Source organism: Mycobacterium sp. MUNTM1 (genome assembly GCF_054660795.1).
In genome coordinates this window covers 57,862-81,935 of record NZ_BAAGDE010000026.1, presented here as the reverse complement: position 1 = coordinate 81,935, position 24,074 = coordinate 57,862, and the positions used below count along the sequence as shown (strand labels likewise).

The 24,074-nt window shown below is 68.3% G+C and carries 23 protein-coding genes, 3 tRNA genes and 1 pseudogene; 20 read left to right on the top strand and 7 right to left on the bottom strand.

Annotated features, from left to right (window positions below):
• Positions 1 to 204, bottom strand: a pseudogene (locus ACYQ8K_RS16425) (hypothetical protein); the annotation flags it as partial.
• 71 nt (positions 205 to 275) lie between these two features.
• On the opposite strand from ACYQ8K_RS16425, the gene ACYQ8K_RS16420 reads away from it, so the two are divergent.
• Entirely contained in the window at positions 276 to 845 is a 570-nt protein-coding gene (locus tag ACYQ8K_RS16420; RefSeq protein ID WP_459970523.1) for an N-acetyltransferase family protein, read from the top strand.
• On the opposite strand, the gene ACYQ8K_RS16415 is transcribed toward ACYQ8K_RS16420, so the two are convergent.
• The 3 genes from ACYQ8K_RS16415 to ACYQ8K_RS16405 all read right to left on the bottom strand — a co-directional run bounded on the left by ACYQ8K_RS16415 (position 842) and on the right by ACYQ8K_RS16405 (position 1,262).
• A complete protein-coding gene (locus tag ACYQ8K_RS16415) occupies positions 842 to 970 on the bottom strand; it encodes a hypothetical protein (protein ID WP_459970521.1) in 129 nt (42 codons plus the stop codon). The genes ACYQ8K_RS16420 and ACYQ8K_RS16415 overlap by 4 nt on opposite strands.
• 87 nt (positions 971 to 1,057) lie before the next feature.
• A tRNA-Arg gene (locus ACYQ8K_RS16410) sits at positions 1,058 to 1,130 on the bottom strand.
• Positions 1,131 to 1,173: 43 nt separating this feature from the next.
• Positions 1,174 to 1,262, bottom strand: a tRNA-Ser gene (locus ACYQ8K_RS16405).
• A gap of 83 nt (positions 1,263 to 1,345) precedes the next feature.
• Between ACYQ8K_RS16405 and hisC the strand changes: the two genes are divergently transcribed.
• The gene (gene hisC, locus ACYQ8K_RS16400) at positions 1,346 to 2,413 is read left to right on the top strand and encodes a histidinol-phosphate transaminase (protein WP_459970519.1); all 1,068 of its coding nucleotides are present in this window, start codon (positions 1,346 to 1,348) and stop codon (positions 2,411 to 2,413) included.
• 10 nt (positions 2,414 to 2,423) lie between these two features.
• Positions 2,424 to 2,885, top strand: a complete 462-nt coding sequence (locus ACYQ8K_RS16395) for a DUF4334 domain-containing protein (RefSeq protein WP_459970517.1) — start codon at positions 2,424 to 2,426, stop codon at positions 2,883 to 2,885.
• 113 nt (positions 2,886 to 2,998) lie between these two features.
• Here the strand turns inward: ACYQ8K_RS16395 and ACYQ8K_RS16390 are convergent, their stop codons facing one another.
• Positions 2,999 to 3,583: a TIGR03086 family metal-binding protein gene (locus ACYQ8K_RS16390; protein ID WP_459970515.1), complete on the bottom strand. Its 585-nt coding sequence runs from the start codon at positions 3,581 to 3,583 to the stop codon at positions 2,999 to 3,001.
• 23 nt (positions 3,584 to 3,606) lie between these two features.
• On the opposite strand from ACYQ8K_RS16390, the gene ACYQ8K_RS16385 reads away from it, so the two are divergent.
• The 4 genes from ACYQ8K_RS16385 to ACYQ8K_RS16370 are packed head-to-tail and all read left to right on the top strand — an operon-like array spanning position 3,607 to position 7,072.
• Positions 3,607 to 4,431: a crotonase/enoyl-CoA hydratase family protein gene (locus tag ACYQ8K_RS16385; RefSeq protein WP_065027482.1), complete on the top strand. Its 825-nt coding sequence runs from the start codon at positions 3,607 to 3,609 to the stop codon at positions 4,429 to 4,431.
• A 25-nt stretch (positions 4,432 to 4,456) separates the two neighbouring features.
• Entirely contained in the window at positions 4,457 to 5,695 is a 1,239-nt protein-coding gene (gene lipE, locus ACYQ8K_RS16380) for a lipase LipE (RefSeq protein ID WP_459970514.1), read from the top strand.
• 29 nt (positions 5,696 to 5,724) lie between these two features.
• Complete coding sequence (locus ACYQ8K_RS16375; RefSeq protein WP_007771958.1) at positions 5,725 to 5,913, top strand: hypothetical protein; 189 nt, start codon at positions 5,725 to 5,727, stop codon at positions 5,911 to 5,913.
• Between the two features lie 37 nt (positions 5,914 to 5,950).
• On the top strand, positions 5,951 to 7,072 hold the full coding sequence (locus ACYQ8K_RS16370) for an Rv2629 family ribosome hibernation factor (RefSeq protein ID WP_459970512.1): 1,122 nt from the start codon (positions 5,951 to 5,953) through the stop codon (positions 7,070 to 7,072).
• 3 nt (positions 7,073 to 7,075) lie between these two features.
• Here the strand turns inward: ACYQ8K_RS16370 and ACYQ8K_RS16365 are convergent.
• Positions 7,076 to 7,162, bottom strand: a tRNA-Ser gene (locus ACYQ8K_RS16365).
• 37 nt (positions 7,163 to 7,199) lie between these two features.
• On the opposite strand from ACYQ8K_RS16365, the gene ACYQ8K_RS16360 reads away from it, so the two are divergent.
• Entirely contained in the window at positions 7,200 to 8,174 is a 975-nt protein-coding gene (locus tag ACYQ8K_RS16360; protein WP_459970511.1) for an NAD(P)H-quinone oxidoreductase, read from the top strand.
• A gap of 10 nt (positions 8,175 to 8,184) precedes the next feature.
• On the opposite strand, the gene ACYQ8K_RS16355 is transcribed toward ACYQ8K_RS16360, so the two are convergent.
• Positions 8,185 to 9,381, bottom strand: coding sequence for a cysteine desulfurase-like protein (locus tag ACYQ8K_RS16355; protein WP_065027478.1), 1,197 nt, complete (start codon positions 9,379 to 9,381; stop codon positions 8,185 to 8,187).
• 118 nt (positions 9,382 to 9,499) lie between these two features.
• On the opposite strand from ACYQ8K_RS16355, the gene ACYQ8K_RS16350 reads away from it, so the two are divergent.
• From ACYQ8K_RS16350 to ACYQ8K_RS16295, 12 genes are all read left to right on the top strand, one after another.
• Entirely contained in the window at positions 9,500 to 11,473 is a 1,974-nt protein-coding gene (locus tag ACYQ8K_RS16350) for a DUF6541 family protein (protein WP_459970509.1), read from the top strand.
• Between the two features lie 78 nt (positions 11,474 to 11,551).
• The gene (locus ACYQ8K_RS16345; RefSeq protein WP_459970535.1) at positions 11,552 to 12,004 is read left to right on the top strand and encodes a bacterial proteasome activator family protein; all 453 of its coding nucleotides are present in this window, start codon (positions 11,552 to 11,554) and stop codon (positions 12,002 to 12,004) included.
• 15 nt (positions 12,005 to 12,019) lie between these two features.
• Positions 12,020 to 12,868, top strand: coding sequence for a galactan export ABC transporter ATP-binding subunit Wzt/RfbE (gene wzt / locus ACYQ8K_RS16340; RefSeq protein ID WP_221045587.1), 849 nt, complete (start codon positions 12,020 to 12,022; stop codon positions 12,866 to 12,868).
• Positions 12,861 to 13,793: a galactofuranosyltransferase GlfT1 gene (gene glfT1, locus ACYQ8K_RS16335; RefSeq protein ID WP_459970506.1), complete on the top strand. Its 933-nt coding sequence runs from the start codon at positions 12,861 to 12,863 to the stop codon at positions 13,791 to 13,793. The genes wzt and glfT1 overlap by 8 nt, the downstream gene beginning before the upstream one ends.
• The gene (wzm, locus tag ACYQ8K_RS16330) at positions 13,790 to 14,620 is read left to right on the top strand and encodes a galactan export ABC transporter permease subunit Wzm/RfbD (RefSeq protein ID WP_459970504.1); all 831 of its coding nucleotides are present in this window, start codon (positions 13,790 to 13,792) and stop codon (positions 14,618 to 14,620) included. Before glfT1 ends, wzm begins: the two co-directional genes overlap by 4 nt.
• A gap of 99 nt (positions 14,621 to 14,719) precedes the next feature.
• Entirely contained in the window at positions 14,720 to 15,598 is an 879-nt protein-coding gene (locus ACYQ8K_RS16325; RefSeq protein ID WP_459970502.1) for a TauD/TfdA dioxygenase family protein, read from the top strand.
• Positions 15,599 to 15,687: 89 nt separating this feature from the next.
• Complete coding sequence (locus ACYQ8K_RS16320) at positions 15,688 to 16,167, top strand: GreA/GreB family elongation factor (protein WP_007771943.1); 480 nt, start codon at positions 15,688 to 15,690, stop codon at positions 16,165 to 16,167.
• Positions 16,168 to 16,210: 43 nt separating this feature from the next.
• Complete coding sequence (locus ACYQ8K_RS16315) at positions 16,211 to 16,645, top strand: GtrA family protein (protein WP_459970500.1); 435 nt, start codon at positions 16,211 to 16,213, stop codon at positions 16,643 to 16,645.
• A 32-nt stretch (positions 16,646 to 16,677) separates the two neighbouring features.
• On the top strand, positions 16,678 to 18,069 hold the full coding sequence (locus tag ACYQ8K_RS16310) for an FAD-binding oxidoreductase (RefSeq protein ID WP_459970498.1): 1,392 nt from the start codon (positions 16,678 to 16,680) through the stop codon (positions 18,067 to 18,069).
• Positions 18,070 to 18,834 carry a decaprenylphospho-beta-D-erythro-pentofuranosid-2-ulose 2-reductase gene (locus tag ACYQ8K_RS16305; protein ID WP_459970497.1) on the top strand — a complete coding sequence of 255 codons (765 nt, stop codon included), beginning with the start codon at positions 18,070 to 18,072 and terminating at the stop codon, positions 18,832 to 18,834.
• 2 nt (positions 18,835 to 18,836) lie between these two features.
• Positions 18,837 to 20,762: a galactan 5-O-arabinofuranosyltransferase gene (locus tag ACYQ8K_RS16300; RefSeq protein ID WP_459970495.1), complete on the top strand. Its 1,926-nt coding sequence runs from the start codon at positions 18,837 to 18,839 to the stop codon at positions 20,760 to 20,762.
• A gap of 6 nt (positions 20,763 to 20,768) precedes the next feature.
• Positions 20,769 to 24,044 (top strand): arabinosyltransferase domain-containing protein, encoded by a 3,276-nt coding sequence (locus ACYQ8K_RS16295; protein ID WP_459970493.1) that lies wholly within the window; start codon positions 20,769 to 20,771, stop codon positions 24,042 to 24,044.
• Positions 24,045 to 24,074 lie beyond the last annotated feature (30 nt).

Here is a 24,074-nt window from a genome sequence, read left to right as displayed (position 1 = left end):
CACCACGACAACGCCCGTCCCCTCCACCACCGCGCCGGTGACCACCACGGAGCGGGCGCCGCGCCACCACGGGGGCGGCGGCGGTGGTGGTGGCGCGCCGACCGAGACGGTGACCGAAACGGCCCCGCCGCCGAGCACCGACACCCCCACGACGACGGAGCCGCCCACCACGGCCGCACCGAGCACGGAGACCAGCACCGTCACGCAGACCGTGACCGAACCGCCCCGCCGGGGGCCGTTCCAGCCGTTCCAGCCGCGCCCCTAGCGCGAACGACGTGCCCGCGAGCGGCGGCCTGATCCGCCCGGCATCGGCAGCGGACGCGGGTGCGTGCGTTGCCATTTACCGGCCGTACGTCGAGCACACCGTCATCAGCTGGGAAACCGACGTCCCGACCGAAAGCGAGATGGCCGCGCGGATCGCCGCCGCCCAGGTGCGCCACGAATGGCTTGTCCTGGAACGCGATCGCCGGGTGATCGGCTTCGCCTACGGGCACGCCCTCAATCGCCTAGCCACCTACCGGTGGTCGATCGAGACCGGGATCTACCTCGAAGCCGGCCATCACCGCACCGGGGGAGGGCGCGCGCTCTACACGGAGCTGCTGCGCAGGCTCACCGAGCGGGGCTACCGGCAGGCGTTCGCCGGCATCACTCAGCCCAATGAGGCCAGCAACGCCTTCCACCGGTCGTTCGGATTCACCGAAGTGGGCCGGTACCGGCGCGTCGAGTGGAAGCACGACGGCTGGCACGACGTCGCGTGGATGCAGCTCGACCTGGCCGCTGCCGAGCCGGATAAAGCACCCGGCCCGATCCTCGAGCCGGGCCGGGTCCGCGAGTCCGGGGCCTAGCCGCCGGCCCCGCCGCCACCCAGGTAGCCCCCGCCGGCACCACCGCCGACGAAGCCGCCACCGGCGCCGCCACCCAAGAAACCGCCGCCCGCGCCACCACCGATTTGCTCAATGCTGATTGTCATGGGCGGAAACGTATCGACGGAAATTCGCGCCCACAAGAAACTGGGTCTTAACGATTTCAATCATTTTGGATCGCGGAGCTTGCTGAGCGCGCCCGAAGGGATTCGAACCCCTAACCTTCTGATCCGTAGTCAGATGCTCTATCCGTTGAGCTACGGGCGCCTGTTCTTCAGTTGTCGTTCCGTGTTGCCGCTAAAGGATCTAGCGGAGGCGAGAGGATTTGAACCTCCGGTCCCCTTTGAGGGGGACAACTCATTAGCAGTGAGCCCCATTCGGCCGCTCTGGCACGCCTCCCTTGGACTTTCTGAGGGTACCGACCCCTTTCCGGTCTCGCGGAACCGGCCATACTGTACACAGTCGAGACATAAACTGTCGAAGTGACCGCTCGTCTTCGCAACGAACTGGCCGGACTGCCAGTGTATGTCCCCGGTAAGAACGTCCCGGGCTCCATCAAACTGGCCAGCAACGAGACCGTGTACGGCCCGCTGCCCAGCGTGCATGCGGCCATCGAGCGCGCGGTTGCCGTCGTCAACCGCTACCCGGACAACGCCAGCGTGGACCTCAAGGCCGCGCTGGCCATGCACCTGGGTTCCGACGTCGCGCCCGAACAGATCGCGGTCGGTAGCGGTTCGGTCACCTTGTGCCAGCAACTGGTTCAGATCACCGCCGCGGCCGGCGACGAGGTGATGATCGGCTGGCGCAGCTTCGAGTGCTACCTGCCGATCATCCAGGTGTCAGGCGCGGCGACCGTCAAGGTGCCGCTGACCGACCACACGCACGACCTCGACGCGATGCTCGCCGCGATCACCGACCGCACCCGGCTGATCTTCGTGTGCAACCCGAACAACCCGACGTCCACCGTCGTCGACCCGGACGCGTTGACGCGCTTCGTCGAGGCCGTGCCGCCGCATGTCCTGATCGCCATCGACGAGGCCTACGTCGAATACATCCGCGACGGCATGCTGCCCAACAGCCTCGAGCTGGCCCTGACGCACAGCAACGTCGTTGTGCTGCGGACCTTTTCGAAGGCCTACGGCCTGGCGGGGCTGCGCTGCGGTTACGCGGTGGGTCACCCGGACCTGATCACCGCGCTGGACAAGGTCGTCATGCCGTTCGCGGTGACGAACGTCGCACAGGCGGCCGCCATCGCCTCGCTCGAGGCGTCCGACGAGCTGATGGCCCGCACCGACGCGCTGGTCCTCGAGCGCACCCGCGTGAGCGACGCGCTGCGCGAGGCCGGATTCGAGCTGCCGCCGTCGCAGGCCAACTTCGTCTGGCTGCCGCTAGGCAAGCGCACCATGGACTTCACCGAGCAGGCCGCCGACGCGCGCCTGATAGTGCGGCCGTTCGCGGACGAAGGCATCCGTGTCACCATTGGTGCGCCGGAGGAGAATGACGCCCTGCTGCGCTTCGCCTGCGACTGGATTGCCCGCACCGAATCGTAAGGAGTCGCGCGTGGACCTGGCGCGGAAGAAGTTCACCGAGTTCAAAGAGCGCAGCGGCGACATCGCGGATTCCGAGCTCGACGAATTCTGGGCCGAACTTGCGCCCGCGACGATCGACGGGATGCTCGGCGAGTGGAAGGGCGGCGAGTTCCAGACCGGCCACAAGATGAACGGCCAACTGGAAAAGGCCGGCTGGTACGGCAAGACCTTCAAGTCCGCCCGCGACGTGCAGCCGCTGGTCTGCCTGGACGCCGACGGCAACAAGTTCTCCAACGTGGAGATGGGCAAGGGCGAGGCCAGCCTGTGGCTGGAGGACTTCCGCGGCGAGGTCACCGCCACCATGGTTTACGACGGCCAGCCGGTGCACGATCACTTCAAGAAGATCGACGACGACGCCGTGATGGGCATCATGAACGGCAAGGGCGTCCGGGATAACGGCAAGTACTACTACTTCTATCTCGAGCGCGAGTAGCGCCGTCGCCTCGCCGTCGGGTGTGCACCGACGGCCTTGACTGTGCGTCCAGGGCGGCGACACGCCGGGCGGGCCCGCCGTGGCTGCACAGTCGACGGAGGAGTAGCTCCGCGCTACCCCGCCGGGTTGCGGCCGGTGAACGCGACCAACTGCTCGAGCGCGCCGGCGTCGGCCGGGACCTCGATCGGGTCGTCGAATCCGGCCTGACCGCGTGATTCCGGCCTGATGATCTGGCGCGCCAGCCCCAGCACGTATTCGGACAGCGGCTCGGGTGCCTGAATGTCGTGCCCCACCGCGGCGGCGTAATCCCAAGCGTGGACCAGGAATTCGATCGACAGGATGCCGCATGCGCTGCTCGCCGGCAGCTCGCCCTTGCCGAGCGGCACCGATCCGTCCAGACCGTGGCGGTGCCAGGCGTCCAGCGCCGGCCGAGCCGCGGCGACCACCTGGCGCTCGACCGAATCGCCTTCCGCGCGCTTCGGGATCTCCGCGCCCACCATGCCCCCGAGAGCCGAGATCGAATTCAGCAGGTGCCCGGTCAGCGCCGACACGTCGAATTCCGTGCACGGCGTTTGCCGCGACAGGTCGTCGGCGGCGATGGTGTGCAGGACCCGCTGCAGCACCCCGAAGGTGTCCTCGGCGCTGTGCAACTCGTCGGTGGGCTGGGAATGCGGTCCGGGTCGCAAGTCAGGGGCCATATTCGCCACGCTACGGTCTCGATATGGCGCAAGCATACGAATCCGTCACCGTCGAAACGAAAGACCACGTCGCCCAGGTGACGCTGATCGGACCGGGCAAGGGCAACGCGATGGGGCCGGCCTTCTGGTCGGAGATGCCGGAACTGTTCGCGGCGCTGGACGACGACCCCGAGGTGCGGGCCATCGTTTTGACCGGCTCGGGCAAGAACTTCAGCTACGGCCTGGACGTGCCGGCGATGGGCGGGTCGTTCACCCCGCTGCTGTCCGGCGATGCGCTGGCCGGCCCGCGGGCGGTGTTCCACCGCGAGGTCAAGCGCATGCAGGGCGCGATCACCGCGGTCGCCGACTGCCGGACCCCCACCATCGCCGCGGTGCACGGCTGGTGCATCGGCGGCGGCGTCGACCTGATCTCGGCGGTGGACATCCGCTACGCCAGCGCCGACGCCAAGTTCTCGGTGCGTGAGGTCAAGCTCGCCATCGTCGCCGACGTCGGCAGCCTGGCCCGCCTGCCGCTGATCCTGAACGACGGGCACCTGCGCGAGCTGGCGCTGACGGGCAAGGACATCGACGCGGCCCGCGCCGAGAAGATCGGTCTGGTCAACGACGTGTACGCCGACGCCGACGCCACCCTGGCCGCGGCGCACGCCACCGCCGCGGAGATCGCCGCCAATCCCCCGCTGACCGTGCACGGCGTCAAGGACGTTCTTGACCAGCAGCGCACCGCGGCGGTCTCGGAGAGCCTGCGCTACGTGGCGGCCTGGAACGCGGCCTTCCTGCCGTCCAAGGACCTGACCGAGGGCATCTCGGCGACGTTCGAGAAGCGCCCGCCGCAGTTCACCGGGGAATAAGCCGGCGCCACGTACCCTCGCTGAGGTGACCACACCCGACGGCAAGATCCGCCTCCCGGCAGACCTGGACGCGGTGACGACGATCGGCGCCGAAGACCACTCCGAAATCGACAGCGCCGCCATCGACCGGATCTGGCAGGCCGCCCGGCACTGGTACCGGGCCGGCTTCCATCCCGCCATCCAGCTCTGTATCCGCCGGCACGGCCGCGTCGTGCTCAACCGCGCGATCGGGCACGGCTGGGGCAACGCCCCGAGCGATCCGCCCGACGCGGAGAAGATCGCGGTCACGCCGGACACACCGTTCTGTGTCTACTCGGCGGCCAAGGGGATGGCGGCGACCGTGGTGCACATGCTCGTCGAGCGCGGCGTCTTCTCGCTCGACGACCGGGTGTGCGAATACATCCCCACGTTCACCAGTCACGGCAAGCACCGGATCACCATCCGGCACGTGATGACACACAGCGCGGGACTGCCCTTCCCCACCGGCCCCAGGCCGGACGTCACCCGCGCCGACGACCACGAATACGCGCAGCAGAAGCTGGGCGAGTTGCGGCCCCTCTACCGTCCGGGGCTGGTCCACATGTACCACGCGCTGACCTGGGGTCCGCTGGTCCGCGAGATCGTGTACGCGGCCACCGGCAAGGAGATTCGCGAGATCCTGGCCACCGAGATCCTCGACCCGCTCGACTTCCGCTGGACCAACTTCGGCGTCGCGAAAAAGGACGTCGGATTGGTCGCGCCCAGCCACGCCACCGGGCGAACGCTCCCGCCGGTGGTCGCCCAGATCTTCCGCAAGGCGATCGGCGGAACCGTGCACGAGATGATCCCGTACACCAACTCCGCGGCGTTTTTGACCACCATCATCCCGTCGTCCAACACGGTGTCGACCGCGCAGGAGATGTCGCGGTTCGCCGAGATATGGCGCCGCGGAGGCGAACTCGACGGCGTGCGGGTGATCAGTCCGGAGACCATGTACCACGCGGTGACCGAATGCCGTAGGCTGCGACCGGATTTCGCGGTCGGCCTGCAGCCGGCCCGCTGGGGCACCGGCTACATCCTGGGCACCAATCGGTGGGGCCCGTTCGGGCGCAACGCGCCGCACGCGTTCGGCAACCTGGGCCTGGTGAACATCGCGATCTGGGCCGACCCCGCGCGCGGACTGTCGGCCGGCGTGGTGAGCAGCGGCAAACCCGGGCGGGATCCCGAAGCCCGCCGGTACACCGCCCTGATGGACAGGATCACCGCCGAAATTCCGACCGGTTGATCACGACGGCAGTGGGAATACTGCCAGTCATGGCTACCTATCGAGTGCTCGACCCGAAGGGCGAGGTCGTCGCGACCAAGGACATCGAAAGCGCCGACGACGCACACGCGTGGTTCGTCGACAATAAGGCCGACAACAGCGAGCTCGGCTGGCGCATGGAAGTCCAGCACGACGGCGAGTGGCACTTCTTCGACGACAGCGAGGGCGATCGAAGCTAGGTGTTTGTCCCCGGGCTCGCGGGGCAACCAACAAGGCATGGACTCGCAACGCTTCCGCAAACTGCTGGACGCACCGGGGCCGTTCGCTTCGGTGTATTTCGACGACTCACACGACACCCATGACGCCGAGACTCAGCTCGAGCTGAAGTGGCGTGCCGTCAAGGAAGAGCTGGAGCGTCAGCGCGCCGGCACGACGGTGATCGGCCAGATCGAGGACGCGATCATGAACCTGCGACCGCCGATCGGTCGCAGCGGACGCGCGGTGATCGCCAGCGCCGACGGCGTGCTGATCAACGAGCACCTGGCCCGGCCCGCCGCCACCGACGTCGTCCGTGTTTCCGAATTGCCTTATCTGGTACCGATTCTCGAGCAGAGCTTCGATCACCCGGACTACGTGCTGGTGGTCGTCGACCACAGCGGTGCCGACATCACCACCCACATCGGCGGGACGCTGCGCACCGAGACGGTCGACGGCGGCGGCTACCCGGTGCACAAATCCGCCGGCGCGGAAACGGCCGGCTACGGCGACCCGCAGTTGCGCACCGAGGAGGCGGGCCGCAAGAACGTGCGCGCCGTCGCCGACCGCGTCGCCGAGCTCGCCGACGACAAGGCGATCGAGGTGATCTTCGTGGTGGGTGAGGTGCGCTCGCGTTCCGATCTGCTCGCCGCGCTGCCCGAACGTCTGCAGGACCGCGCGGTGGCACTCGAGATCGGGGCACGGCACAGCGGTCACGACTTCGGCGAGATCGAACACGCCATCGAGAGCGAATTCGTCAAGCGCCAGCTGCGCACGATTGACGATGCGGCACAACGCTTTACCGCCGAGATCGGGCGGCAGTCGGGGCTGGCGGCCGAGGGACTCGGCGCGGTCTGCTCAGCGCTGCGTCAGGGCGCGGTGGAGACCTTGATCATCGGCGACATCGGCGATGCGACCGTCGTCGCGGACGAGGGTTTGACGACGATCGCCCCCGACGAGAACGTGTTGTCCGAGCAGGGTGCGGCGCCCGCCAAGACGCTGCGGGCCGACGAGGCGCTGCCGGTGGCGGCGATTTCGGTCGGCGCCGCGCTGGTGCGCACCGACGAGCGGATCTCCCCGGCCGACGGCGTGGGCGCGGTGCTGCGCTACGCGCCGACGCTGCACCAGCGTGTCGACCGTTAAGAGCGGTGGCGGAGGGATTTGAACCCCCGGACGGTTTTAGCCGTCTCTCGCTTTCAAGGCGAGTGCATTAGGCCGCTCTGCCACGCCACCGCTGATTAGGGTAGCGGGACTCGGTAGCGTGGCCACCATGCGCGCCATCGTCGCCGAATCCGCCGACCAACTCTCCTGGCAGGAAGTGCCGGACGTCTCCGCCGGGCCGGGCGAGGTCCTGGTCAAGGTCGCCGCCGCCGGCGTGAACCGCGCCGACCTGCTGCAGGCCGCCGGCAAGTACCCGCCGCCGCCGGGCGCGAGCGAGATCATCGGCATGGAGGTGTCCGGCGTCATCGCCGAGACCGGCTCGGATGTCACGAATTGGTCTGTCGGACAAGAGGTTTGCGCGCTGCTCGCCGGGGGTGGATACGCCGAGTACGTCGCCGTCCCCGCCGGCCAGCTGCTGCCGATTCCGTCGGGCATCGGCCTGGTCGACGCGGCCGGGCTGCCCGAGGTGGCCTGCACCGTGTGGTCGAACCTGGTGCTGACCGCCCACCTGGGCGAAGGGCAGCTGCTGCTGATGCACGGCGGAGCCAGCGGCATCGGCACCCACGCCATCCAGATCGCCCGGGCGCTGGGTGCCCGAGTCGCGGTCACCGCCGGGTCGTCCGAAAAGCTGCAGACCTGCCGCGAACTGGGCGCCGAGATCACCATCAACTACCGCGAGGACGACTTCGTCGCACGGGTGCAGGAGTTCGGCGGCGCCGACGTGATCTTCGACATCATGGGTGCGTCCTATCTGGACCGCAACCTCGACGCCCTGGCCACCGACGGCCAGCTCGTCATCATCGGCATGCAGGGCGGCATCAAGGGCGAGCTCAACGTCGGCAAGCTGCTCGCCAAGCGGGCCCACGTCATCGGGACCACGCTGCGGGGCCGCCCGGTGAGCGGGCCGAACAGCAAGAGCGAGATCGTGCAGGCCGTGACGGCCAAGGTGTGGCCGATGATCGCCGACGGCCGGGTTCGCCCCATCATCGGCGAGCGGATCCCCATCGAGCAGGCGGGCACCGCGCACCAGAAGCTGGCGGATGGGGAGGTGCACGGCAAGGTCGTGCTGACGCTGCCGGCCTAGGGCCGGCGGATCAACCCAGGGATGCCAGCGCGCGCACCAACTGGTCGACCTCGGCGGTCGTCGAGTAGTGCGCCAGCCCGACGGTGACCGCGCCGCCGACGTCGTTGACGCCCAACACGTCGAGCGCGCGCGAACTTTCATTGGTGACGGCCAGAATCCCGTTGTCCGCCAACCGCTGCACCACCCGCTCGGCAGGCACGCCGTTCAAGGCGAAACTGACCACCGGGATCCGCACCTCCGGGCGGCCGATCACCATCACCAACGGCAGCGAGCGCAGCGACACCATCAGGTAGTCGTAGATCCGGTTCAGATACGAGGTGGCGGACTGCATCGACACCGCCAGGCGTTCGCGGCGGGTGCCGCGAGCGGATTCGTCGAGCGACGCCAGGTACTCGATGCTGGCCACCACCCCGGCCAGCAGACCGAACTGGTGCGCGCCGATCTCGAGGCGCGCCGGCCCGACGGCCTTGGGGTCCGGGGAGATGGAACTGAAGGAGTTGAGCAGCGCCGGGTCGCGGAACACGATCGCCCCGATCGGGGGACCACCCCAGGCCGCGGCGTTCACCGCCACCACGTCGGCGTCGGTTTCCTTCACGTCGAGCAGCCGGTAGGGCGCCGCGGCGGAATGGTCGACGACCACCAGGCCGCCGACGTCGTGCACCAGCTTGGTCATCGCCCGCAGGTCGGTGACCGTGCCCAGCGTCCCGGAGGCCGAGGCGACGGCGACCAGTCTGGTCGACTTCCCGATCAGCCCCTCCCACTGCCACGTCGGGAGCTCTCCGGTCTCGATGTCGATCTCGGCCCACTTGACCTTGGCGCCGTACCGGTGCGCGGCGCGCAGCCACGGGGCGATGTTGGCCTCGTCGTCCAGGCGGCTGACGATGACCTCGTAGCCCAGGCCGGCCCGCGACGACGACGCCTCGGCCAGCGCCGACAGCAAGATCGCCCGGTCGGCGCCCAGCACGACACCGGCGGGTTCGACGTTGAACAGATCGGCCACCGCGGCCCGTGCCGCCTCCAGCACGGCGGCGCTGCGCTGCGCGGACGGATGCGCGCCCACGGTGGTGGGGCCGGACCTGCGGAAGGCCGTCGACACCGTGGTCGCGACGGAATCGGGGACCAGCATCCCGCTCGGGGCGTCGAAGTGTACCCACCCGTCACCCAGCGACGGATGCAGTCCGCGCACCCGGGCGACGTCGTATGCCATGTGGGCCACCTTAAAGCTTCCGCTTTTCTGCGAAACTGTGACGGTAGCGGGTACCACACACGTTCCGGCCAGTTGGTGGCTTCCCGAGCCAAAGCACCCGGCCAGCCATACTAGTCGAGTGGGGCTCTGGTTCGGAACGCTCATTGCATTGTTTTTGCTGATAGCGCCCGGGGCGATCATCGCACGCATCAGTCAGTTGTCGTGGCCGGTGGCTGTCGCGGTCGGCCCGCCGCTGACCTACGGCGTGGTCGCGCTGGCCATTATTCCGTTTGGTGCCATCGGAATTCCGTGGAACGGCTGGACGGCGCTGGCCGCATTTGCCGTGGTGTGCGTGCTGATGATCGCGCTGCAACTGCTGCTAGCCCGCTTCCGGGACCGCGAAGCCGAAGCCCGCTCGGTCAGCCGCTGGCCCGCCATCGCGGTGGGGGCGGGCGTGCTGTTGGGTTCACTGCTGATCATGTGGGCCGCCTACCGTGGCCTGGCCACCCGCTGGCAGACCATCCCGAGCACCTGGGACGCCGTCTGGCACGCCAACGAGGTGCGATTCATCCTGGACACCGGCCAGGCGTCGTCCACGCACATGGGCGAGCTGCGCAACGTCGAGACCCATAAGACGCTGTACTACCCGTCGGTGTTCCACGCCCTGACCGCGGTGTTCTGCCAGCTGACCGGGGCGGCGCCCACCACCGGCTACACGCTGAGTTCGGTCGCCGCATCGATCTGGCTGTTTCCCACCAGCGCGGCGATGCTCACCTGGCACCTGCTGCGGCCGCGCGCCACGCAGTGGCGCTGCGCCGGGGCGGCGGCCACCGCGGCTGCGTTGTCGGCGTCGTTCACCGCCCTGCCCTACGTCGAGTTCGGCGTCGCCGCGATGCCCAACCTGGCGGCCTACGGGGTCGCGGTCCCGGCATTCGTCTTGATCGCCTCCACGCTGCGGCACCGCGACCGCATCCCGACAGCGGTGCTGGCCTGGGTGGGCGTCATGTCGGTGCACATCACCGGCGGGGTGATCGTGTTGTTGTTCCTGGTGGCCTGGTGGCTCATCGATGCGGTGTGGCATCCGGTGCGGGGCAGGCTGGCCGATCTCTCGGTCCTGGCCTGCGTTGCGGTGGTCTCCGGTCTGATCCTGTTGCCGCAGTTCATCAGCGTCCAAGGGCAGGAAGACATCATCGCGGGGCATTCCTTTCTGACCCACCTCAGCAAGAAGCGGGGAATCTTCGACGCCGTCTTCCAGCATTCGCGCCACCTCAACGACTTCCCGGTGCAGTACGGGCTGATCGCGGTGACGGCCGTCGGCGGGGTGATTTTTTTGATCAAGAAGATCTGGTGGCCGCTGGCCTTGTGGCTGGTGCTGGTCGTGGTCGACGTTGACGCCGGAAACCCGCTGGGCGGCCCGGTCGGCGCGGCGGCCGGAATGTTCGGCGAGTTCTTCTACAAGGATCCCCGCCGGATCTCGGCCGCCATCACCCTGCTGCTGGAGCCGATGGCCGGCGTCGCGGTGTTCGCGATAGTCGTGGGCGTCGTGGCCGGCGCCAAACGGTTCACCGGCCGGTTCAGGCAATTGCCCGCCCCGGTCTGGGTCTCGGCCACCGCGGTGCTGCTGGTAGCGACCACCGTGCTCACCGGGCGCCACTACCTGTATCGGCACCTGGTGTTGCTCGGCGACAAATACGACTCGGTGATGATCGACCAGCGCGACCTGATGGCCATGGCCTACCTGGCCAAGCTGCCCGGCGGGCACGACACCCTGATCGGCAACTCCAACGTCGACGGCACCGCGTGGATGTACGCGGTCGCCGACCTGCATCCGCTGTGGACGCACTACGACTTCCCGCAGCAGACCGGCCCGGGCTACTACCGCTACATCTTCTGGACCTCGGCCCGCAAAGGCGATTCCGATCCGCGGGTCCTCGAGGCGATCAAAGCGCTCAATATTCGGTACATCTACACCAGCACGCCGACTGTCCGCGGGTTCGCCGTACCCGAAGGACTAGTGTCACTGGATAAGTCGAAGTCGTGGGCGTTGATCTACGACAATGGCGGTGCCCGAATTTATGAATGGCGCGGAAACGGCACGACGCCACACTCATAGTCCAAAGGGGATGGTGAAGGATTGAGTACCCGCAACGATGACGACGACGTCGAAATCATCGGCGGCGTCGACCCGCGGATGATGGCGCTCTCCGACGACGATGCCGACGAGCGTTCCCTGACCGACCTGGTCGAGCAGCCGGCGAAGGTGATGCGCATCGGGACCATGATCAAGCAGCTGCTCGAGGAGGTGCGGGCCGCCCCGCTGGACGAGGCCAGCCGCAACCGGCTGCGCGAGATCCACGCGACCAGCATCCGCGAACTGGAAGAGGGCCTGGCGCCGGAACTGCGCGAGGAGCTGGACCGGCTCACCCTGCCCTTCAACGAGGACGCCGCGCCGTCCGACGCCGAATTGCGCATCGCCCAAGCGCAGTTGGTCGGCTGGCTGGAGGGTCTGTTCCACGGCATCCAGACCGCGCTGTTCGCCCAGCAGATGGCCGCCCGCGCGCAGCTGGAGAAGATGCGCCAGGGCGCGCTTCCCCCGGGCATCGGCAAGCCGGGCGGCGCGCCCGGGCACGGTCAGTACCTGTAAGCAGACGCGGCATCAATGGCGCCGGATTCTGGTCCTCACATCGAGACGCACAACGCGTGGGTGGAGTTTCCCATCTTCGACGCCAAGTCGCGCTCGTTGAAGAAGGCCTTCCTGGGCAAGGCCGGCGGCACGATCGGCCGCAACAGCTCCAACGTGGTGGTGGTGGAAGCGTTGCGCGACATCACCATGTCCCTCGAGCTCGGCGACCGGGTCGGACTGGTCGGCCACAACGGGGCGGGCAAATCGACTCTGCTGCGCCTACTTTCGGGTATCTACGAACCCACCCGGGGCTGGGCGACGGTCACCGGCCGGGTGGCGCCGGTTTTCGATCTCGGCGTGGGCATGGACCCCGAGATCTCCGGCTACGAGAACATCATCATTCGCGGCCTGTTCCTGGGCCAGACGCGAAAGCAGATGCTGTCCAAGGTCGATGAGATCGCCGAGTTCACCGAGCTGGGTGACTACCTATCGATGCCGCTGCGCACCTATTCCACCGGCATGCGCGTGCGGCTGGCGATGGGCGTGGTCACCAGCATCGACCCCGAGATCCTGCTGCTCGACGAGGGCATCGGCGCGGTGGACGCCGACTTCCTGAAGAAGGCGCAGTCGCGGTTGCAAAGCCTGGTGGAACGCTCCGGAATCCTGGTGTTCGCCAGCCATTCCAACGAATTCCTGGCCCGGTTGTGCAAGACGGCGATGTGGATCGACCACGGCGTCATCCGCATGTCCGGCGGCATCGAAGACGTGGTGCGCGCCTATGAAGGGGAGGACGCGGCCCGGCACGTCCGCGAGGTGCTGGAAGAGGACCAGCACGCGAATCGGGTCGAGACACCCCTGGCCCAAAGAGCATCCGGGGATGAGTGAGACCGTCTTCGCCGTCGTCGTCACCCACCGGCGCCCGGACGAGCTGGCCAAGTCGCTGGATGTGCTGAGCACGCAGACCCGGCTGCCCGATCACCTGATCGTGGTGGATAACGATTTTACCGACGAAGGGCCGGGCTCCGGCCGGGTCCGCGATCTTGTTGCCGGGCAACCGATCCCGACCACCTACCTGGGATCGCACCGAAACCTGGGCGGCGCGGGAGGATTCGCGCTGGGCATGCTGCACGCGTTGGCCCAGGGCGCCGATTGGGTGTGGCTGGCCGACGACGATGGGCGCCCGCAAGACTCGAACGTGCTCGCGACCCTGCTGGCCTGCGCCGAGAAGCACGGCCTGGCCGAGGTGTCGCCGATGGTCTGCAACTCCGACGACCCGCAGCGGCTGGCCTTCCCGTTGCGGCGGGGCCTGGTATGGCGAAGGCGCGCAAGCGATTTGCGCACCGAGGCGGGTCAGGACCTGCTGCCCGGGATCGCGTCGCTGTTCAACGGCGCCCTGTTCCGGGCCGCCACCCTGGACGCGGTCGGCGTCCCGGATCTGCGGCTGTTCATCCGCGGCGACGAGGTGGAGATGCACCGCCGGCTGGTTCGCTCCGGCCTGCCCTTCGGAACCTGCCTGGACACGATCTACCTGCACCCCTGCGGGTCCGATGAATTCCGCCCGATTCTGGGTGGCCGCATGCACACCCAGTATCCCGACAACCACACCAAGCGGTTCTACACCTACCGCAACCGCGGCTACCTGCTGTCGCAGCCCGGCCTGCGCAAGCTGCTGGTGCAGGAGTGGGTGCGATTCGGCTGGTTCTTTCTGGTGACCCGTCGCGACCCGCGCGGCCTGCTGGAATGGATCCGGTTGCGGCGCTTGGGACGTCGCGAGCAGTTCGGCAAGCACGATGCGGGAGGCCCCCGATGACGTTTCTCGACGCGGCGGCACAGTCGCGGACCTTCACCCGCGCCGGGGGCGATCTCGTCGACGGTTTCCGCCGGCACGAGCTGTGGCTGCACCTGGGCTGGCAGGACATCAAGCAGCGCTACCGCCGCTCGGTGCTGGGGCCGTTCTGGATCACCATCGCGACCGGAACCACCGCCGTGGCGATGGGCGGCCTGTACTCCAAGCTGTTTCATCTCGAGCTGTCGCTGCATCTGCCGTATGTGACGCTGGGGCTGATCATCTGGAATCTGATCAACGCCGCCATCCTGGAGGGCGCCGACGTCTTCGTCGCCAACGAGGGACTGATCAAGCAACTGCCGACGCCGCTGAGCGTGCACGTCTACCGGCTGGTGTGGCGGCAGATGATCCTGTTCGCGCACAACATCGTCATCTATGTCGTCATCGCGATGATCTTCCCCAAACCCTGGTCGTGGGCCGATCTTTCGGTGATCCCGGCGTTGGCGCTGATCGTGCTCAACTGCATCTGGGTGTCACTGTGTTTCGGCATCCTGGCGACCCGCTATCGCGACATCGGACCGCTGCTGTTCTCGATCGTGCAGTTGCTGTTCTTCATGACGCCGATCATCTGGAACGACGACACCCTGCGGCAGCAGGGCGCCGGACGGTGGTCGAAGATCGTCGAACTTAACCCGCTGCTGCACTACCTCGACATCGTTCGCGCCCCGCTGCTCGGGTCGCATCAGGAACTGCGGCACTGGGCCGTGGTGCTGGTGCTGACGGCCGTCGGGTGGATCCTGGCCGCCTTCGCGATGCGCCAGTACCGCGCCCGGGTGCCCTACTGGGTGTAGCCCGGCGGGCGTTCGGTCGAGGCCCCGCGCCGGCCTTGGTTGCCGGGGGGCCCTTGTTGGGTGGACAGTCGTGCTCAGACGAACGATGGAGGGCGCGCGATGGACATCGTGCCGTTGGGCCCGGGCTTTGCCGCGGAATTGCGCGGGGTGACCATCCACGAGGTTGCGGCGGCCGACGCCGCATACGCGGCGGTGCGCGCGGCGTTCGAGGAGCATTCGGTTCTGGTCTTTCGCGACCAGGACGTCACCGATGAAGCGCAACTCGCCTTTTCGCGCCGGTTCGGGCCGCTCGAGGTCACCAAACCGGGGTCGGTCGGTGCCGGAAGCAACCTCGTCGTGCTCAAGACGCTCGACGAGGAGGGCAACGTGGTGCCGGAGGATCATCGGCTCGCCCTGGAAAACAGGGCAAACCAGCTGTGGCACACCGACAGTTCGTTCAAGCGGGTGCCGGCGCTCGCGTCGGTGCTGTCGTCGCGCATCGTTCCGGCGCGGGGAGGCGAGACCGAATACGTCTCCACCCGGCTTGCATTCGAGCGCCTCGATCCCGCGCTGCAACGGCGGTTGGAGAACTCCTTCGCCTGGCACGAATACGCCTTCTCGCGCGCCAAGATCGCGCCCGACCTTGTCGGCCCGGCCGAACGGGCGGCGCTGCCGCCGCAATGCTGGCGCCTGGTGTGGAAGAACCCGGTCAACGGCCGCAAGGCGCTGTACATGGCCTCGCACACCTTCGCGATCGAGGGCATGGAGCGGACAGCGGCGCAGGAGCTGCTTGCCGAGCTGACCCGAGCGGCGACCACCCCCGGAGCGAGCTATCTGCACTCGTGGCGCACGGGCGACGTGGTGATGTGGGACAACCGCGCGGTCATGCACCGCGGCCGGCCGTGGCCGGCGCGGGAGCCGCGCCACATGGTGCGGAGCACCGTCGCCGCCGTGGCCGCCGACGGGGTCGACGCGATGCATGCGCCGCCGCGCCGGTGACGACTCACTCCGATTGATGGTGGCGGGTGCGTCGTCGTGGTGTCACACTGGAACGCCATCTCCAGCAACTGGGCGAAAGGTCCACCGACGTGAGCAAAAAGGTCCCATCAGCAGCGGACGCCGCGCGGAACAACCTGGAAGCGGAGCTGGACCGGCTACGGCAACGGCGCGAGCGGCTCGAGGCCGAGGTCAAGAACGACCGCGGCATGGTGGGCGACCACGGGGACGCGGCCGAGGCGATTCAGCGCGCCGAGGAACTGGTGGTGCTCACCGACCGGATCAGCGAGCTGGACCGGCGCCTGCGGACCGGGCCGTCGGATGCCGACGCGGCGGAGACGCTGCCCGGCGGCACCGAGGTGACGCTGCGGTTCGCCGACGGTGAAGTCGTCACAATGCACGTGATCTCCATCGTCGAGGAGACACCCGTCGGCCGGGAGGCCGAGACCTTGACCGCGCGCAGCCCCCTGGCCCAGGCCCTGGCCGGCCGCAAACCCGGCGACACGGTGACCTACTCGACGCCGCAGGGTGAGAATCAGGTCGAGCTGATCTCGGTCAAGCTGCCCCGCTAGCGCTTGCCGGGGAGCGCCCGCCGGCCCCGTTAGACTCCCCTCGATGGTTGCCCCGCTGCCCGATGCCGCGTCCGAAGACGTGCGCCCGCACTTGAGCCTGACGACGCAGGTCACCCGGTTCGTCGTCACCGGCGGCCTGGCGGGGATCGTGGACTTCGGGCTCTACCTGCTGCTGTGGAAGGTCCTGGGCGTCCAGGTTGACCTGTCCAAGGCCACCAGCTTCATCGTCGGCACCATTACGGCCTACCTGATCAACCGCCGCTGGACCTTCCAGGCGTCTCCCAGCACCGCCCGGTTCGTCGCGGTCATGGTTCTCTACGCCATCACCTTCGCGGTGCAGGTCGGCCTGAACCACGTGTGCCTGGCGCTTCTGCACTACCGCGGCTGGGCGCCGCTCGTCGCGTTCGTGATCGCGCAGGGCACCGCGACGGTGATCAACTTCGTCGTGCAGCGGGCCGTAATCTTCCGCATCCGCTGAGCCGCCTGCGGCAGGCGGTACCCTCTTTGACGATGTCGAGCACCGATCCCCCGACCAAGCCCGCCCAGCTGATGGGCTTCGGGCGCACCGCACCGTCGGTGGCCCAGGTGCTCGCGGCCCGCGATCCCGAGGTGATCGCCAAGGCGGTGGCCCGGGTGGCCGAGTCGGGCGATCCCAAGAGCCGGGGCGTGATCGCCCGCGGGCTGGGCCGGTCCTACGGCGACAACGCCCAAAACGGGGGCGGCCTGGTGATCGACATGACCGGGCTCAACCGCATCCACTCGATCAGCGCCGACACCCGATTGGTCGACGTCGACGCCGGCGTCAGCCTGGACCAGTTGATGAAGGCGGCGCTGCCGTTCGGGCTGTGGGTGCCGGTGCTGCCGGGAACGCGTCAGGTCACCGTCGGCGGCGCGATCGCCTGCGATATCCACGGCAAGAACCACCACAGCGCGGGCAGCTTCGGTAACCACGTCCGGTCGATGGACCTGCTCATGGCCGACGGCACCGTCCGCACCATCACCCCCACAGGGGACGATGCCGAGCTGTTCTGGGCGACCGTCGGCGGCAACGGCCTGACCGGGATCGTGCTGCGCGCCACCATCGCCATGACGCCGACCGAGACCGCCTACTTCATCGCCGACGGTGTCGCCACCCACGACCTCGACGAAACGGTCGCCGTTCACCTAGACGGCAGCGAGGCCAACTACACCTACTCCAGCGCCTGGTTCGACCTGATCAGTCCGCCGCCGAAGCTGGGCCGGGCCTCGGTCAGCCGGGGCAGCCTGGCCAAGCTCGATCAGCTGCCGAAGAAGCTGGCCAAAAACCCGCTGAAATTCGATGCGCCGCAGCTGTTGACGGTGCCGGACGTGTTCCCGATCAGTGCGATGAACAAGCTGTCGTTCATGGCGATCGGCGAGGTGTACTACCGGCTGGGCGGCACCTACAGCGGCAAGATTCAAAACCTCTCGCAGTTCTATCACATGCTCGACTTGGTCAGCGGCTGGAATAACGCTTACGGCCCAAGGGGTTTCGCGCAACACCAGTTCCTGGTTCCGCCGGACGCGATGAACGAGTTCAAGGCCATCATTCGCTGGATCCAGACCACCGGCCATTACTCGGCGCTGAACGTGTTCAAGCTCTTCGGGCCGGGCAACCGCGCACCGCTGAGTTTCCCGATGGCGGGCTGGAACGTCGCCATGGACTTCCCCAACAAGCCGGGGATCAACGAGTTCCTCAACGAACTCGACAGGCGCGTGCTGGAATTCGGCGGAAGGGTCTACACCGCCAAGGATTCCCGCGTGAGCGCCGAAACCTTCCACGCCATGTACCCGCGCATCGACGAATGGATCGCCGTGCGACGCAAGGTAGACCCCACGGGGGTGTTCGCCTCCGACATGGCCCGACGTTTGGAGCTGCTCTAAATGGTGCTCGATGCCGTGGGTAATCCGCAGACCATCCTGCTGCTCGGCGGTACCTCCGAGATCGGCCTTGCCATCTGCGAACGTTACCTGCAGAACGCGCACGCGCGGATCGTGTTGGCCGCCATGCCCAGCGACCCCGGCCGCGATGCCGCGGTGGCGCAGATGCAGGCCGCCGGCGCACGCTCGGTCGAGGTAATCGATTTCGAAGCCACCGACCCTGACACCCATCCGAAGATGATCGAGGCGGCCTTCGCCGGCGGAGATATAGACGTGGCCATCGTCGCGTTCGGCATCCTGGGGGACGCCGAGGAGCTGTGGCAGAACCAGCACAAAGCGGTGCAGGCCGTCGAAATCAACTACACCGCAGCGGTTTCGGTGGGAGTGCTGCTGGGCGAGAAGATGCGTGCCCAGGGCTTCGGCCAGATCATCGCGATGAGCTCGGCGGCCGGCGAGCGGGTGCGACGGTCCAATTTCGTCTACGGCTCCACCAAGGCCGGCCTGGACGGCTTCTACCTGGGTCTCGGAGAAGCGTTGCGCGAGTTCGGTGTCCGCGTCCTGGTGATCCGGCCCGGCCAGGTGCGCACCCGGATGAGTGCGCACGTCAAGGAAGCCCCGCTGACCGTCGACAAGGAGTATGTCGCCAACCTCGCGGTGACCGCGGCCGCCAAAGGTAAGGAATTGGTTTGGGCACCAGCAGCATTCCGTTATGTGATGATGGTGTTGCGACACGTCCCGCGTCCCATCTTCCGCAAGCTTCCCATCTGACCATGCGGAACGCGCTGGCCACCCTCGGCCAGATGGCTTTGGCGGTGCTGGTCGCGGTTGTCGTCGCGGTGGTCTCGCTGGTCGCCATCTCCCGGGTGCAGTGGCCGGCGTTCCCGTCCTCCAATCAACTGCACGCCCTGACCACCGTCGGCCAGGTGGGCTGCCTGGCCGGGCTGGTCGCCGTCGGCTGGGTGTGGCGGCGCTGCGCGCGCCCCCGCGGCCGGCTGCTGACCCAACTCGCCGGGCTGGTCTTCGTGTCGGCGTTCACCGTCGTGACGCTGGGCATGCCGCTGGGGGCGACCAAGCTGTACCTGTTCGGCATCTCCGTGGACCAGCAGTTCCGCACCGAGTACCTGACCCGCCTGGCGGACAGCCCCGCCCTGCGCGACATGACCTACCTCGGACTGCCGCCGTATTACCCGCCGGGCTGGTTCTGGATCGGCGGACGCGCCGCGGCGCTCGGCGGGTCGCCGGCCTGGGAGGTCTTCAAGCCGTGGGCCATCACCTCGATCACCATCGCCATCGCGGTCGCGCTGGTGTTGTGGTGGCGGATGGTCCGCTTCGAGTACGCGCTGATCGTCACCACCGCGACGGCCGCGGTGACGCTGGCCTACGGCTCCCCCGAGCCCTACTCGGCGATGATCACCATGCTGTTGCCGCCGATGCTGGTGCTGACCTGGTCGGGTCTGCGCGCCGGTGACCGGCCGGACGCGCCCGTCCGTGCGGGCTGGGCCGCGGTGATCGCCGCCGGGATGTTTCTGGGCTGGACCGCCACCTGGTACACGCTGCTGTCCGGATTCAGCGCGTTCACCATCGGGGCGATGGCCCTCTGGCTGGCCGGCGTGCGCTGGCAGCGGAACCGCAACACCGGCGGCGGGCTCAAGGCCGCCCTCGATCCGCTGCGCCGGTTGGCCGTCATCGCCGGCATCGCGGTGGCAATCGCGTGCACGACGTGGTTGCCGTTCGTGGTGCGAGCGGTGCACAGCCCGATCAGCAACTCCGGCAGTGCCATGCACTACCTGCCGGCCGACGGCGCCGAGCTGACATTCCCGATGCTGCAGTTCACGCTGCTGGGCGTCGTCTGCCTGATCGGCACCCTATGGCTGGTACTGCGGGCCCGATCGTCGGTGCGGGCGGGCGCGCTGGCCATCGGCGTGCTGGCGATCTATCTGTGGTCGCTGCTGTCGATGCTCACCACGCTGGCGCGTACCACCCTGTTGTCGTTCCGGCTGCAGCCGACCCTGAGTGTGTTGCTGGTCGCCGCCGGGGCGTTCGGTTTCCTCGAACTCGCCCAGGCGCTCGCCGCCGCGGGCCGCGACCGCAGTTGGGGCCGCGCCGTCGCCCCGGTGGCCGGCGCCATCGGCCTGGCCGCCTCCATCGCCTTCAGCCAGGACATCCCCGACGTGCTGCGGCCCGACCTCACCATCGCCTACACCGACACGGACGGGCACGGGCAGCGCGGCGACCGCCGACCGCCCAGCGCCGAGAAGTTCTACGCCACCATCGATCACGCCATCACGCAGGCGACCGGCAAACCCCGCGACCAGACCGTCGTGCTGACCGCCGACTACAGCTTCCTGTCCTTCTACCCCTATTGGGGATTTCAGGGCCTCACCTCGCACTACGCCAACCCGCTCGCACAATTCGACCTGCGGGCCGCGCAGATCAACAAGTGGTCCGATCTCAAGACCGCCGACGAGTTCATCCATGCCCTGGACACCTGCCCCTGGCCCCCGCCGACGGTTTTCCTGATGCGCCGCGGCGGAGGAGGCAACTACACGCTGCGGCTGGCCGAGGACGTCTACCCCAACCAGCCGAACGTGCGGCGGTATACCGTCGATCTGCGCGGAGCCCTGTTCGACAATCCGCGTTTCGTCGTCCACAGCGTCGGCCCATTTGTGCTGGCCATCCGCAAGCCCGGGACGTAACTGCTGATGAGCACCGACACCACGGCTCACACGGCCGAAGAACTACCATCTAGCTCCGTGAACGACACGGGAGCGAATCACCGGATCGCCCGGCTGGTCGCTTCCGTCGCCGGGCTGCTCGGGGTGCTGCTGGCGATCGCCACCCCGCTGCTTCCGGTCGACCAGACCACGGCCCAACTCAACTGGCCGCAGAACGGCACCTTCGGCAGCGTCGACGCGCCCCTGATCGGCTACGTCGCCACCGATTTGACCGTCACCGTCCCGTGCGAGGCCGCCGCCGGACTGGCCGGGCCGGGCAACGCCGGCAAGACGGTGTTGCTGTCGACGGTGCCCAAGCAGGCGCCGAAGGCCGTCGACCGGGGGCTGCTGATCGTGCGCGCCAACAACGACCTGGTGCTGGTGGTGCGCAACGTCCCGGTGGTGACCGCCCCGCTGAGCCAGGTGCTCAGCCCGGCCTGCCAGCGGCTGAACTTCACCGCGCATGCCGACCGGGTCACCGCCGAGTTCGTCGGTCTGACCCAGGGGCCCAACGCCGAGCATCCCGGCTCGCCGCTGCGCGGTGAGAAGAGCGGCTACGACTTCCGGCCCCAGATCGTCGGCGTCTTCACCGATCTGAGCGGGCCGGCGCCATCCGGCCTGAAGTTCTCGGCGACCATCGACACCCGCTACAGCAGCACTCCCACCCCGCTGAAGATGGCCGCGATGATCCTCGGGCTGGTGTTGACGGCCGCCGCGCTGATCGCGCTGCACATCCTCGACACCGCCGATGGGACCCGGCACCGCCGCTTCCTGCCCGCCCGCTGGTGGTCGGTCGGCGGTCTGGACACCCTGGTCATCGGCGTGCTGGTGTGGTGGCATTTCGTCGGCGCCAACACCTCCGACGACGGCTACATCCTGACCATGGCCCGCGTGTCCGAGCACGCCGGCTACATGGCCAACTACTACCGCTGGCTGGGCACCCCCGAGGCGCCGTTCGGCTGGTACTACGACCTGCTGGCGCTGTGGGCGCACGTGAGCACGACCAGCATCTGGATGCGGTTGCCCACCCTGGCGATGGCGCTGACGTGCTGGTGGGTGATCAGCCGTGAGGTCATGCCGCGGCTGGGCCACGCCGTCAAACAGAACCGCGCCGCGGCCTGGACGGCGGCCGGCATGTTCCTGGCGGTCTGGCTGCCGCTGGACAACGGCCTGCGCCCCGAGCCGATCATCGCGCTGGGCATCCTGCTGACCTGGTGCTCGGTGGAGCGCGCGGTGGCCACCAGCCGGCTGCTGCCGGTGGCGATCGCCTGCATCATCGGCGCGCTGACCCTGTTCTCCGGGCCGACGGGCATCGCCTCGATCGGCGCGCTATTGGTCGCGATCGGGCCGCTGCGGACCATCCTGCACCGCCGCTCCACGCGGTTCGGCGCGCTGCCGCTGATCGCGCCCCTGCTGGCCGCGGTCACCGTCACCGTCATCCTGATCTTCCGCGACCAGACGCTGACCGGTGAAATCCAGGCCACCATGCTCAAACGCGCCGTGGGGCCCAGCCTCAGCTGGTTCGACGAACACATCCGCTACGAGCGGCTGTTCATGGCCAGCCCCGACGGGTCGGTCGCCCGCCGCTTCGCCGTGCTGGCGCTGGTCCTCGCGCTCGGTATCACGGTCGCAATGTCGTTGCGCAAGGGGCGGATTCCGGGCACGGCCGCCGGGCCGAGCCGGCGCATCGTCGGGATCACCATCATCTCCTTCGTGGCGATGATGTTCACGCCGACCAAGTGGACCCACCACTTCGGGGTGTTCGCCGGGCTGGCCGGGCCGCTGGGCGCGCTGGCCGCGGTCGCGGTGACCGCCGCAGCGATGCGATCCCGGCGCAACCGCACGGTCTACGCCGCCGTGGTGCTGTTTTTGGTGGCCTTGTCGTTCGCCAGCGTCAACGGTTGGTGGTACGTCTCGAATTTCGGTGTGCCCTGGTCGAATGAGTTTCCGGCCTGGCATTACGCCTTCGCGACCGCCTTGCTCGGGTTGACCGTCGTGGTCCTGCTGCTGGCGGCGTGGTTCCACTTCGTCGCCCCGGACTCGAGCCGATTCGACGGGCCGCCCCAGACCCGCCTGGGCGCGCGGGCGGCCGGAATTGTGCAGTCCCCGTTGGCAATCGCGACCTGGGTGCTGGTGGTGTTCGAGGTGGCATCGCTGACCCTGGCGATGACCGACCAGTACCCGGCGTGGTCGGTCGGTCGCTCCAACCTGCAGGCCCTGACCGGGAAGTCATGCGGACTGGCCGAGGACGTGCTGGTGGAGCAGGACCCCAACGCGGGCATGCTGACGCCGGTGAACGGGTCGGTTGCCGACGCGCTGGGCGCGGGTCTGTCGGAAGCCTTCACGCCCAACGGAATTCCCGCCGACGTGCGCGCGGACCCGGTGATGGAACGCCCGGGGGACCGCAGCTTCGTCAACGACGAGGAGAAGACCGGCAGTAACCAGGCCGGTACCGAGGGCGGCACCACCCCCGCGCCGGGGATCAACGGTTCGTCGGCGCAGCTGCCGTTCAACCTCGACCCCGCGCGCACACCGGTGCTGGGCAGCTGGCGCTCGGGCATCCAGGTGCCCGCGCACCTGCGGTCCGGCTGGTACCGGCTGCCTTCCCGCGACAAGGCCGGGCCGCTGCTGGTGGTGAGCGCGGCCGGACGCTTCGACCCGCGCGAGGTGCAGGTGCAGTGGGCCACCGACGACCAGGCGACCGGCGGCCACCCCGGCGGCTCGTTCCAATTCTCGGACGTGGGCGCGTCGCCTGCCTGGCGCAACCTACGCCTGCCGATGTCGGCAATTCCGAATTCCGCCACCCAGATTCGATTGGTCGCCGACGACGAAGACCTGGCCCCGCAGCACTGGATCGCGCTGACCGCGCCGAGAACCCCGCAGCTGCGCACGCTGCAGGACGTGGTGGGCTCCACCGACCCGGTGTTCCTGGACTGGCTCGTCGGGCTGGCCTTCCCCTGCCAGCGACCCTTCGGCCACCAGAACGGCGTCGACGAGGCCCCGAGATGGCGCATCCTGCCCGACCGATTCGGCGCCGAGGCCAACTCCCCGGTGATGGACAACAACGGCGGCGGCCCGCTGGGCGTCACCGAGCTGTTGGCCAAGGCGACCACCATGGCCACCTACCTCAAGGACGACTGGTCCCGCGACTGGGGCTCGCTGCAACGGCTCTCGCCCTACTACCCCGACGCCGAACCCGCCCACCTGCTGCTGGGAACGGCCACACGCAGCGGCCTGTGGGGTCCGGCGCCGCTGAGACACTAAGGCGCACAACGAGTTCTGCCCCGCTTCCGG

What these genes read in the sequence shown, in the direction of transcription:
- ACYQ8K_RS16415 (WP_459970521.1), bottom strand. Translation starts at nt 970, where the DNA reads ATGACAATCAGCATTGAGCAAATCGGTGGTGGCGCGGGCGGCGGTTTC.
- ACYQ8K_RS16390 (WP_459970515.1), bottom strand. Translation starts at nt 3,583, where the DNA reads ATGGCCCCTGACTTGCGACCCGGACCGCATTCCCAGCCCACCGACGAG.
- ACYQ8K_RS16385 (WP_065027482.1), top strand. Translation starts at nt 3,607, where the DNA reads ATGGCGCAAGCATACGAATCCGTCACCGTCGAAACGAAAGACCACGTC.
- ACYQ8K_RS16375 (WP_007771958.1), top strand. Translation starts at nt 5,725, where the DNA reads ATGGCTACCTATCGAGTGCTCGACCCGAAGGGCGAGGTCGTCGCGACC.
- ACYQ8K_RS16370 (WP_459970512.1), top strand. Translation starts at nt 5,951, where the DNA reads ATGGACTCGCAACGCTTCCGCAAACTGCTGGACGCACCGGGGCCGTTC.
- ACYQ8K_RS16360 (WP_459970511.1), top strand. Translation starts at nt 7,200, where the DNA reads ATGCGCGCCATCGTCGCCGAATCCGCCGACCAACTCTCCTGGCAGGAA.
- ACYQ8K_RS16355 (WP_065027478.1), bottom strand. Translation starts at nt 9,381, where the DNA reads ATGGCATACGACGTCGCCCGGGTGCGCGGACTGCATCCGTCGCTGGGT.
- ACYQ8K_RS16345 (WP_459970535.1), top strand. Translation starts at nt 11,552, where the DNA reads ATGATGGCGCTCTCCGACGACGATGCCGACGAGCGTTCCCTGACCGAC.
- wzt (WP_221045587.1), top strand. Translation starts at nt 12,020, where the DNA reads ATGGCGCCGGATTCTGGTCCTCACATCGAGACGCACAACGCGTGGGTG.
- glfT1 (WP_459970506.1), top strand. Translation starts at nt 12,861, where the DNA reads ATGAGTGAGACCGTCTTCGCCGTCGTCGTCACCCACCGGCGCCCGGAC.
- wzm (WP_459970504.1), top strand. Translation starts at nt 13,790, where the DNA reads ATGACGTTTCTCGACGCGGCGGCACAGTCGCGGACCTTCACCCGCGCC.
- ACYQ8K_RS16325 (WP_459970502.1), top strand. Translation starts at nt 14,720, where the DNA reads ATGGACATCGTGCCGTTGGGCCCGGGCTTTGCCGCGGAATTGCGCGGG.
- ACYQ8K_RS16315 (WP_459970500.1), top strand. Translation starts at nt 16,211, where the DNA reads ATGGTTGCCCCGCTGCCCGATGCCGCGTCCGAAGACGTGCGCCCGCAC.
- ACYQ8K_RS16310 (WP_459970498.1), top strand. Translation starts at nt 16,678, where the DNA reads ATGTCGAGCACCGATCCCCCGACCAAGCCCGCCCAGCTGATGGGCTTC.
- ACYQ8K_RS16305 (WP_459970497.1), top strand. Translation starts at nt 18,070, where the DNA reads ATGGTGCTCGATGCCGTGGGTAATCCGCAGACCATCCTGCTGCTCGGC.
- ACYQ8K_RS16300 (WP_459970495.1), top strand. Translation starts at nt 18,837, where the DNA reads ATGCGGAACGCGCTGGCCACCCTCGGCCAGATGGCTTTGGCGGTGCTG.
- ACYQ8K_RS16295 (WP_459970493.1), top strand. Translation starts at nt 20,769, where the DNA reads ATGAGCACCGACACCACGGCTCACACGGCCGAAGAACTACCATCTAGC.